This is a genomic window from Rhodococcus sp. MALMAid1271 (assembly GCF_049195265.1).
In the GTDB taxonomy this organism is placed as follows: domain Bacteria; phylum Actinomycetota; class Actinomycetes; order Mycobacteriales; family Mycobacteriaceae; genus Rhodococcoides.
The window spans coordinates 127234-137099 of record NZ_JBMIRQ010000126.1; the positions used below are offsets into that span (position 1 = coordinate 127234).

The following is a 9866-nucleotide window of genomic DNA, read 5'->3' on the forward strand; positions in this document are numbered from 1 at the left end:
ACATAGTATTTGAGCTAGGCTGTCGGACGCGTCCTGTAATTCGCGTGCGATTCGAAGGTGGTTCCATGACGGCGCTGACATCTCCTCCGGCTGCGCCGGCGGTTCGCCCCTATCCACCCCGCGGGGCACGCAAGGGGTCGTTCCTGCACACGATGGTCACCACCACCGATCCGAAGGTCATCGGACTGATGTACCTGGTGACCTCGTTCGGATTCTTCCTCGTCGGCGGCCTCATGGCCTTGATCATGCGCTCCGAACTCGCCGTCCCGGGAATGCAGTTCCTCTCCAACGAGCAGTACAACCAGCTCTTCACCATGCACGGCACGATCATGCTGCTGCTCTACGCCACCCCGATCGTCTTCGGCTTCGGCAACTACATCCTGCCGCTGCAGATCGGCGCACCCGATGTCGCCTTCCCCAGGCTCAATGCCTTCTCCTACTGGCTCTACCTGTTCGGCGCACTGGTCACCACCGCCGGGTTCATCAGCCCCGGCGGTGCCGCCGACTTCGGCTGGACCGCGTACACCCCGTTGAGCAGCGCCGTCTACTCCCCCGGTATCGGATCCGACCTGTGGATCGTGGGCCTGCTCATCGCAGGCCTGGGCACCATCCTGGGCGGGGTCAACATGGTCACCACCGTGGTGTGCCTGCGCGCACCGGGAATGACGATGTTCCGCATGCCGATCTTCACCTGGAACATCCTGGTGACCTCGATCCTGATCCTGCTGGCGTTCCCACTGCTGACCGCGGCGCTGATGGGCCTGCTCGCCGACCGTAAACTCGGCACCCACATCTTCGATCCCGCCAACGGCGGGGCGTTGCTCTGGCAGCACCTGTTCTGGTTCTTCGGTCACCCCGAGGTCTACATCATCGCGCTACCGTTCTTCGGAATCGTCTCGGAGATCTTCCCGGTCTTCTCCCGCAAACCCATCTTCGGGTACAAGGGTCTGATCTACGCCACCGTCGGCATCGCAGCTCTGTCCATCGCGGTGTGGGCGCACCACATGTATGCCACCGGCGCCGTGCTGCTGCCGTTCTTCTCGTTCATGACCTTCCTCATCGCCGTGCCGACCGGAGTGAAGATCTTCAACTGGATCGGCACCATGTGGCGCGGCCAGGTCACCCTCGAGTCCCCCATGCTCTTCTCCATCGGATTCCTCGTCACGTTCGTCTTCGGCGGGCTGTCCGGAGTGCTCCTGGCGAGCCCGCCCATCGACTTCAACGTCACCGACACCTATTTCGTCGTCGCGCACTTCCACTACGTCGTGTTCGGAACGGTCGTGTTCGCGACCTATGCGGGCATCTACTTCTGGTTCCCGAAGATGACCGGCCGCATGCTCGACGAACGACTGGGCAAATGGCACTTCTGGATGACGTTCCTCGGATTCCACGCCACCTTCCTCGTTCAGCACTGGCTCGGAGCGCAAGGAATGCCGCGCCGCTACGCCGACTATCTCCCGTCCGACGGGTTCACCACCCTCAACCAGGTCTCGACCGTGGGATCGTTCGTTCTCGGAGCCTCGACGCTGCCGTTCATCTGGAACGTCTTCAAGAGCTACCGCTACGGCGAAGTGGTCACCGTCGACGACCCCTGGGGGTTCGGTAACTCCCTCGAGTGGGCGACCAGTTGCCCACCACCGCGGCACAACTTCACCGAGATGCCCCGAATCCGCTCCGAGCGGCCGGCATTCGAGCTTCACTATCCGCACATGGTCGAACGCATCCGCGCCGAGCAGCACGTCGGTGGCCCGCACTCGGATTCGATCGCGCCCTCGGAAGTGATCACCGAAGCCATCGCCGGCCGTGAACGATCCGATCCGCCGGACCCGGTGAAATAACCATCGCCGCAGAAGTGACCCACCGCTAAACCGCCCTCCCTACTACTATGTCCCATAGTTGTTGGGTCGGGCTCGATACAGAGGAGTACCCCACGTGAAACGTCTGATGCTGATCGCTGTGATGATCTGCGGGACAGCATTGTTCGCTGCAGCACCGGCGTCGGCGCACAGCGAACTGGTCAGCTCCGACCCGCCCGCCGATGCCACACTCGACTTCGCGCCGATCGGTGTCGGTCTGGTGTTCAACCAGGACATCAACGAATCGTTCGCGACCATCAGCGTCGTGGGTCCTGGCGACACTCAGTGGGCACAAGGAACGGCCACGGTCGAGGGCCCCGACGTATCGGTCCTGCTCCAGGACGGACTCCCCAACGGGGAGTACACCGTCGGCTACCGTGTCACCTCCGCGGACGGGCACCCGATCACCGGATCGTACGGTTTCTCCGTCGACGTTGCGGCGACCGCCACCCCTCAGGACGCCGCTGCACAGCAATCGCAGAGCGGTGCGACCTCGACCTCGCCGACTCCTGCTACCACGGCAACGCAGCCCTACGATCCCAACAATCCGTCCGCCAGCGAAGACCGGCCACCGAAACAGAACACCATGATGCTGCTCTCGATCGTGGGCCTGGCTGTGCTCGGTCTCGGTGCCATCGCCCTGACCCTGGTGATCCGAGGCAAGAACAAGCAATGACAGGGTGCCGATGATCATCGCTGCCGTTGCTCCCCCGGAAGGGCCGCCGACGCTGGCAGCGTTGCTGAGCTGGGATCTTCCTCCCCTACCGATCCTGCCGATCGCCGGTGTCGTCATGGCCGGGCTGTACTGCTGGGGGCTCTACCGGGTCCGCGGTCGAGGTATCGCATGGTCGCGGTGGCGGAGTGCGAGTTTTCTGCTCGGTTGCGCGGCGCTGGTCCTGGTGACCGGACTGCAGATCGAACGCTACGGCTACAGCCTGTTCAGCGTCTTCATGTTCCAGCATCTGACGTTGTCGATGACCATCCCACCGTTGTTGGTGGTGGGTTCGCCCGGACGACTTCTCCTGCGAGCCACCGCGCATCACGGAGCCGGTAGGTGGGTACTGATCGCGGCGCTGACGGGGTTGCGTAGCCGCGCCGGACGCATCGCTCTCCATCCCGGGCTGACGATCCCGTTGTTCCTTTTCAGCTATTACGGGCTGTATCTGTCGTCGATCTTCGATGTTCTCGCCATCAAAGTCATCGGGCACGTATCGATGGAGATCTTCTTCTTCGCCAGCGGGCTGCTGTTCATCATCCCTGTGCTCGCCGTCGGCCCCCTCCCCGTTCGGCAGAGCAATCTGGGCCGGTTGTTCGACCTGTTCGTCGAGATGCCGCTGCACGTGTTCTTCGGTGTCATCTTGATGATGTCGAGCACCCCAATGCTGGCGACCTTCGCCTTCCCACCCCCGGAATGGGGCATCGATCCGGTATCCGATCAAAAGCTCGCCGGAGCGTTGGCGTGGTCCTACGGCGAACCGGTCGCCCTACTGGTCGTGCTCATCTTCTGCATTCAATGGAACCGGGACGAAAAAGAGGAATCGGCCGTCGCGGATCGCCAAGCCGAAGAGGACGGATACAGCGAACTGAACGCTTACAACGACTTCCTCAAACAGATCGGCACCGAAACCCGGTCCCGCACCGGACGATGACGCCAGACACTCTTAGCGGCCTGAATGGAAAGCACGATGAGCCACGACGCACGACAGGACAGCAGATGCCACTGATCCGCACACCCTCAACTGCTCGAGGACGGCTTGCCCTACATGTGCTGGCTTACAACGTCGTGCGCCTGCTCCTCGTGTGCGTCGCCGCAGGAGTGCTTTTGGCCGTCGACGCGCTGACCAGTCTCGACATCCCCTTCGTGTTGGTTCTTCTCATCGCACTCGCAGCAAGCCTGCCGCTGTCGGCACTGACCCTCAGGAAACTTCGCCGAACCATCAACGAAGACATCGATGCAGTGGATCGGAAGCGCACCACAAGACGAGGACCAGCGACACGACCACCCCGTACCAAGAGACCGTGAAGCCGCGTGCGAACTTTCGACACAAACCCGGTCGTCGTTCGGTGCGATGTTCGCTGACTCATTCACAATGGGAAGTCGCTTCTGCGGGGTGACCCTCTTGGGATCGTCGCGCGCTGAAAACTATTGGTCGCACCCCGGCATTTCTGCATCTACGAACTCGAGAAGTTCTTCGCTTTCGATCTGTACCAGTCGACCTATACCGTGAATTAGACCAGCAGGTCATACGCCCACTCGTACACCCAGCGAGGTAACGCAGGTGCGTCGAACGGTGCGGCGGCGAAATTCGATTCGCCGCGAACTACGCAGTCGGGGATCGCGTCGACGGTGCGGGAGCCGAAGGATCGAGCAGCGACGATCCACTGTCCGCGGTGATGCACTCGGATCGCGGTCGACACGGTGCACCGCCCATCAGAGTATCCGGCGGTGAGCTGGTGGAATTCCCACTCGACGTGCTGGTTCTGTCCGAAGAAGTGTGTCAGCGTCTCGGCGAAGGATGGCCCGTAGAGGGTCCCTCGGTCGGTGTCGATGCGGATGAAATTCATGGCTTCGGCCTCTTCGAGTCATAGCGGCAATGCGAGGTGTGCGTGGAAAGTTGCTCAGAACAGGGGAATTTGGTTGCGCGCCGCGAGACTGTCGCGGAACTCTTGGAACTTGCTTAGAAGGTCTGAGGCGACTGCCTCGGTGTAACAGATGGACCGCGCAACTTCGTTCAGTGTGTTGCCGGCGGCCAGGGCTTCATCTATCTCACGCCCGGCAGCGAGGTTTTCGACTTCGTCCGTATCTAGATGCGCGACGTCTGCGGCGGCCAACCGGACAGAAGCGAGGGCAGCTCGACGCCGCTCACGGCCCGGCTCTGTCTCTTCCCGCGCCGTCACAGTGTGCTACCGCTGCGGAAGGCGTTCAGGCGGTTTGTCGCTTCACGTTGCGCCCTTCCGATTTCGACGAGCTGGTCGAAGAGGAATTCTTCCGGCGCTTCCTCGGCGATCTGCTGAATTCTGATCCCTGCCTCGAAGAAGCTGCGTCGGTAACTTTCCGACAGGACCATGCCGGCGTAGTCGGTTGCCGATGCTCCGCATGCGTTCGCTGCGGTGACGTCGGTCAGTGTTCGACGCAGCCGTGCACCGCGGTGTCCACTGGCACCTGACCGGACAAGAACGCCCAGAACACTCGCGGGGTCGTGTGGGAGGTTGTCGATGATCAGCCCCTGCACGATGCCATACAGCTCGCGATAAACGGGATCGTGGAAATCGTTGGCCTGCAATGACGCTGCAATGCGGGCGGCCTCGTCGGTGTCCTGCAACCACATCAGTGCGCAGATGACCAGTGCTTCCGATGCCGTCTCCGGATGGTCCGTCAGATCAGCGTGATCGTCGTCGGTGGGTTCGACTGCTCTCAACGGGGTCATCTGTTCGCCTCGTTTCTCTTTGCGGGTCTGTTGCGGGAGAACTGGATTCGGTACTCCGGTGGCGCTGTGCTTGGTTATGCCGCGTTGGTCGTCATTGCGGAGGTGTGGGTCAGATGTAGAGAAGGTTCGGTGGTGCGGTGCCGTCGAACTGCTCGAGGCTGTCGAGGACGGCGTTGTAGTTCTCGGGCCTGCAGCTTCCGAGTCCGATGATGAGGGCACAGGTGCCGTCGAGTGTGACGAGGTAGGACGGCGGCGTTCCGTTGTCGGACGATGCGTGCTCGCGTGCGTCGAGGAGGGCGATACGGACGGCATCGGCGGCGGCGCGTTTCGCACCTTGGAGATTGGGTTCTGCTCCGGTTGCGGTAAGAATTTCGGGGTTGTCCTCGGGGTGTGTGGTGACGGTCCAGGTGATCATCGTTTGGTTCCTTGTCGCTCGTGCCGGCCAGCTGCTTCTAATCGAGCGTCACACGAGGTCCGTAACAAAGCGTTCGCTGCGGAGGCAGATCAGGCGAGGGTGTGGATAACTGTGGTGTCGAGTCAGCCTGTGGATAAACGACGTTCGGCCCCGGGGTTGGGGCCGAACGTGTGGTACTAGACGTCGTCGAAGACATCGAGGAGTTTGGCGGGGTCGCGACGGTAGCGGCTGCCGTCGAGAAATACTCCGACGGCAGCACGGTGAACGCGTCGGAGTTCGGCCATCAGGGTGTCGTACCCGATGCGGTCGGTGATGCGCCACGTGACAGGTCCCATGTGCAGGTCTACCCAGTGGATGGTGCGACGTTGTTCGGAGCTGTAGCGGTGGTGCGGCACTGCTGTGTGTTCGGGGCTGTCGAGCCACAGGACGGAGATCGCAGCGGCCCCGAATTCTGCGCCTGGTTGGGCGGGGTGGGGGGCTTGTCCATCGGCTCCGGCAAGTGCGGCCCGGACGGTGGCAAATCCGGTGATGACTGCGGATACTGTTTCGGCGCTGCGGAAGGTCATCATGACGTGACCTAGTGCGACGATCATCTGCGCTTCGTCGGTTGCTGCGGAGGTGGCGGTGATAGTGGCCTGTTGGGGTCCTGTGACCAGGACGGTTGTGTGGGTGACAATTCCGGTGGTTCGGGCGTTGTGTGCGGCGGTGGTCCGTCGTCCTGTGCTGGAAGTACTCTGCGGCATGTCGGGCTCTCTTTCTGTTGCGGGACCGGCTCCCCCGGCCCTTTCGCTCTGCCAATTTCTTTTGCCGTCATCTGGCTCGAAGAAGAGAAGGCGGCGCACTGGACCGGCGTCCTGGCCCTGATCCGGAAAGTTTTCAGCCGCAGGCGCTTTGAAAAGTTTTCGGAGCCCATCGGGCCGGAGCAAGGCGGAGTCAGGATTAGGTAAGACGGGTCAGGGTGTTGCATGCTCGACCGGAGCCAGATGTGCGAAGGAAATTGTTCTTTCGCAGTGCGAAGCGCAGCGGAGCTCTATCCGGAGACCGCCGGAGGTGGTCCCGGGGCAGCACACGTTTCGACGCAGACTGAGCCACCCGAGGCGACCACCTCCCAGCCATCGACAGCCTGGGGCGACTGCGCGGGAGCGACGGAGAGCAACAAAGCTCGATATCGCGGCAGCCCTTCTATTCTGCGGACATGCGGTCACGCTCGCTGGCTGGCGTGTCATCGAATTCGGCTTGCCCATCCGGGTGGCCCTCGCGGATCCCCGCGGTGACTTCTTCCCACTTCCGATATCGGCGCATCGCGGTCGATGCAACGGAGCCGTCCGTTTCTTTACCGATTCGTGCCCACGACCATTCGCGGTGTGCGTGTCGGAGCCGCGCTGTTTCCGCAACTTCCGGTGTGAGGTCGTCTACTTGCAGTCGAGGCGAGTCCGCCGTGTCGACGTGTTCTCCCCACGTGCCGTCTTCGCCCTCTGAGTGATCCCGGCTTGGGCTGGGGCCTTCGTGGCTGAAGTCGGTGTCTGTCCAGTCCCGCTCCGCTGTGGCAGCACTTGGAGCGAATTCCACTCTGACGGCTCCGCGAGGCGCACGAAGTATGACGGCCAGCACTTCGGTCATCGCAAGGAGCGCAATAGGTGCGATGGTGGCAATACCCGCCGAGACGACGGCCGGAAGCAAGGTCGCACTCAACACTGCGTGGTACGAGTTACCCGCAATCGACGCCGATGCGGCAACACGCAAGATCGTGACGACGAAGCGACGGCCCTTGATCGTGCGGTTGTCCGTGTGGTTGGACAGCGCTATGGCTGTCACGGTTGTCGAGACGATCGCCCCGTCCAACACGACTGGAATCACCCACGCTTCGCCGGGACCTATCCCAGCCCTCACCGCGAGATCCCGCAACACAGCGAAACTGAGCCAGAAGGACGCCCCGGCGATGCCAACTGTCAACGCAATGGCTGTTGCCAGGGCCCACTGCAAAATCGCTGGATGCAGCGCAACGACATCCGACGGCTTCGTTGTCAACGGGATTGCCGCTGAATATGATCGGCTCATCGGATTCTCGGTCCTCGTGCGAGAGGGCCGGTTCGTTGCGGGAAGGGCGCACCGTCGTTGAATCTGTTGCGCAACAACTCCAAATACTCTTCGATCGCCGCATTGACGAGATCCGACGGGCCCCGCGGCGCGCCGGGTGTTGCGGACAGTGCTTCGGCTGCGTTGAGAAGATCGTCGACGGTGGACTGGTAGAGGTAGTACGAACGCTTCTGTTTTGCGTTGTCCGGTGACGGTTGCGCACCGGTCTCGGCCGCCGAAACGGTGTCGGGTGCGTGCTGCGTGTGCTCCGGCGGGTCGACCGGGCTCGACCCGGCGAGTGCGCTCTTCATACGTTCGGGGCGGCCCATCACAGGTGTCCCCTCGTGAGCAGCGAAAGTGTGCCGCGGTAGATCGTCGACAGGCTGCGAGATTGTGTTGTCCCCCAGTCGATCAGGCTGGTTTGGGCCTCCATCGAGTCCTTGATGACAACACGTTTGGGTACGGCATCGCCGAGAACGTTGATGCTCGCGGCGATCTCGATCAGTTGTTCTCGACCGCTGATTGTCGCGATCTCGTGAAGGTTGACGATCGCCCCGAGCATGTCGAGGTCCGGGTTGTAGCTGCGCTTGACTGCGTCGATGGTGCGCAGTAGCCGCGCGAGTCCATTCGCTGAGAACAGCGCGGACTGAGTCACGACGACGGCTGCGCGCGCTGCCACAAGGGCGTTGATGGTCAGCAGATCGAGGCTAGGTGGGCAATCGATCAGGACCACGTCGTAGACGCCTCGCACGACGTCGATTGCGTCGCGAAGCCGCCGTTCTCGGCCGGCACCGGCGACGACCAATTGATCGCGGACATAGGCCAGGGACTCGTTTCCCGGCGACGTGGGTACCAGGTCTACGCCAGGCCAGATGGTGGGGACAACAGCATCGGCGATGGTCGCGTTCGACGACTCGGCGAGTACGTCGGCAACACCGACATCGTCGCTCTCTAGCTCGGTCCTGGTCAGGACTGTGCTGGCGTTGCCTTGCGGATCCACGTCGATAACGAGTGCTCGCTTCCCCGCTTGGGCAACGGCGTAGGCGAGGTGAAAGACGGTGGTGGTCTTACCCACGCCGCCCTTCTGGTTGCAGAACGCAAAGATGTCAGCGGGCATGGTGGGTCTCACTTTCCATGGATGAATGGGACGAACTGGCGGTATTGCGGGTATGGGACGTCATGCACGCCTTGGAACCGAGGGATGAGTCGCACCCTGTAAAAGTGTCGGGTGAATTACAGGTGAGGGGCGCGATGCGTGAGTCGCGTGCCATAGGCGAAGGACGCGCCATAGTGGCATGAGAAGCATTTACCACCAACACATCCCGAGCTTGACTCTCTACCTTTGCAGGCATTGGAGGTATGGCCACTGCGGGATGTATGACGCCCGTCGCCAGCGAGTCATCTGAGGCACTCTTTGCGGGTAATTCAGGTACGTCAGTTTTGCGGAACGCCGCCGCACCGCTAGCGGGAGCGGCCTGCACCGGCGAACTGCCGCGCTTGAGCTGAAGTAGCCAAATATGTTGCTCTGTTTGGATCTTCACGGAATCGACGTGCACAACGGATATGAGTAAGCGAGCGGCGTGGACTGAAAGATCGAGGCCTGAATGACGGTTCGTCATGCCGGACAACTTGGTCATGTCTGCATTGCAGATGGGTCGAGAGCTCAACTGGTACCTCCATAGTGGTGACGTATGAAAGACAAGGGACTTCGTTCGTTCCCTCCGGACCCCCCATGGCCCCTGAGCCAATTTCCGCACCCACGTTGTCCGCTCCACGCCCGATAGCCCCGCGCCTCGGTGGGCGCGCGGCTAATCGGTATCGCCACCGGTTCGATGATCAGTCGAGCTGGTGGTGCCTCGGGGCCGGTTTCCGAGGATTTACAAAGGGTGCACAGGCCGGCTGCAGGCTGGTGTTACGTCGGGCTCTGCCAGAAAACGACGCTGCTGCGGCAGGGTAAGTCCCGTGGGGTGGTGGACATTCGGTGAGGCGGCGTAGCCGCAGCTCGGGCGTGTCGTACCCGTGTTGTGGGTGGGCCATCGCGTAGTGATGAACGAGTTACCTCTCACAGTGACTCGACCAAAGGACCACGCG

General features: G+C 61.9%; 11 protein-coding genes. 4 read left to right on the forward strand and 7 right to left on the reverse strand.

Annotated features, from left to right (window positions below; genetic code table 11):
- Positions 1-65 precede the first annotated feature (65 nt).
- The 4 genes from ctaD to ACOQFP_RS24800 all read left to right on the forward strand — a co-directional run bounded on the left by ctaD (position 66) and on the right by ACOQFP_RS24800 (position 3879).
- Entirely contained in the window at positions 66-1838 is a 1773-nt protein-coding gene (ctaD, locus tag ACOQFP_RS24785; protein WP_421585787.1) for a cytochrome c oxidase subunit I, read from the forward strand.
- A gap of 94 nt (positions 1839-1932) precedes the next feature.
- Positions 1933-2532 carry a copper resistance CopC family protein gene (locus ACOQFP_RS24790; RefSeq protein ID WP_421585788.1) on the forward strand — a complete coding sequence of 200 codons (600 nt, stop codon included), beginning with the start codon at positions 1933-1935 and terminating at the stop codon, positions 2530-2532.
- Positions 2533-2542: 10 nt separating this feature from the next.
- Positions 2543-3505, forward strand: coding sequence for a cytochrome c oxidase assembly protein (locus ACOQFP_RS24795; RefSeq protein WP_421585789.1), 963 nt, complete (start codon positions 2543-2545; stop codon positions 3503-3505).
- Between the two features lie 116 nt (positions 3506-3621).
- Positions 3622-3879: a DUF4229 domain-containing protein gene (locus tag ACOQFP_RS24800; protein ID WP_052057734.1), complete on the forward strand. Its 258-nt coding sequence runs from the start codon at positions 3622-3624 to the stop codon at positions 3877-3879.
- A 206-nt stretch (positions 3880-4085) separates the two neighbouring features.
- Here ACOQFP_RS24800 and ACOQFP_RS24805 read toward each other — a convergent pair whose 3' ends face one another.
- The 7 genes from ACOQFP_RS24805 to ACOQFP_RS24835 all read right to left on the reverse strand — a co-directional run bounded on the left by ACOQFP_RS24805 (position 4086) and on the right by ACOQFP_RS24835 (position 8892).
- Positions 4086-4421: a hypothetical protein gene (locus ACOQFP_RS24805; protein ID WP_037107045.1), complete on the reverse strand. Its 336-nt coding sequence runs from the start codon at positions 4419-4421 to the stop codon at positions 4086-4088.
- Between the two features lie 329 nt (positions 4422-4750).
- Positions 4751-5284 carry a DnaB-like helicase N-terminal domain-containing protein gene (locus tag ACOQFP_RS24810; RefSeq protein ID WP_037107051.1) on the reverse strand — a complete coding sequence of 178 codons (534 nt, stop codon included), beginning with the start codon at positions 5282-5284 and terminating at the stop codon, positions 4751-4753.
- Between the two features lie 109 nt (positions 5285-5393).
- A complete protein-coding gene (locus ACOQFP_RS24815; protein ID WP_037107053.1) occupies positions 5394-5699 on the reverse strand; it encodes a hypothetical protein in 306 nt (101 codons plus the stop codon).
- A 176-nt stretch (positions 5700-5875) separates the two neighbouring features.
- Positions 5876-6442, reverse strand: coding sequence for a hypothetical protein (locus ACOQFP_RS24820; RefSeq protein WP_094650936.1), 567 nt, complete (start codon positions 6440-6442; stop codon positions 5876-5878).
- Between the two features lie 439 nt (positions 6443-6881).
- Positions 6882-7757: a DUF2637 domain-containing protein gene (locus ACOQFP_RS24825; RefSeq protein ID WP_052059186.1), complete on the reverse strand. Its 876-nt coding sequence runs from the start codon at positions 7755-7757 to the stop codon at positions 6882-6884.
- Positions 7754-8104, reverse strand: a complete 351-nt coding sequence (locus ACOQFP_RS24830; RefSeq protein ID WP_037107059.1) for a hypothetical protein — start codon at positions 8102-8104, stop codon at positions 7754-7756. The genes ACOQFP_RS24825 and ACOQFP_RS24830 overlap by 4 nt, the downstream gene beginning before the upstream one ends.
- Positions 8104-8892 (reverse strand): ParA family protein, encoded by a 789-nt coding sequence (locus ACOQFP_RS24835; protein WP_037107062.1) that lies wholly within the window; start codon positions 8890-8892, stop codon positions 8104-8106. The genes ACOQFP_RS24830 and ACOQFP_RS24835 overlap by 1 nt, the downstream gene beginning before the upstream one ends.
- Positions 8893-9866 lie beyond the last annotated feature (974 nt).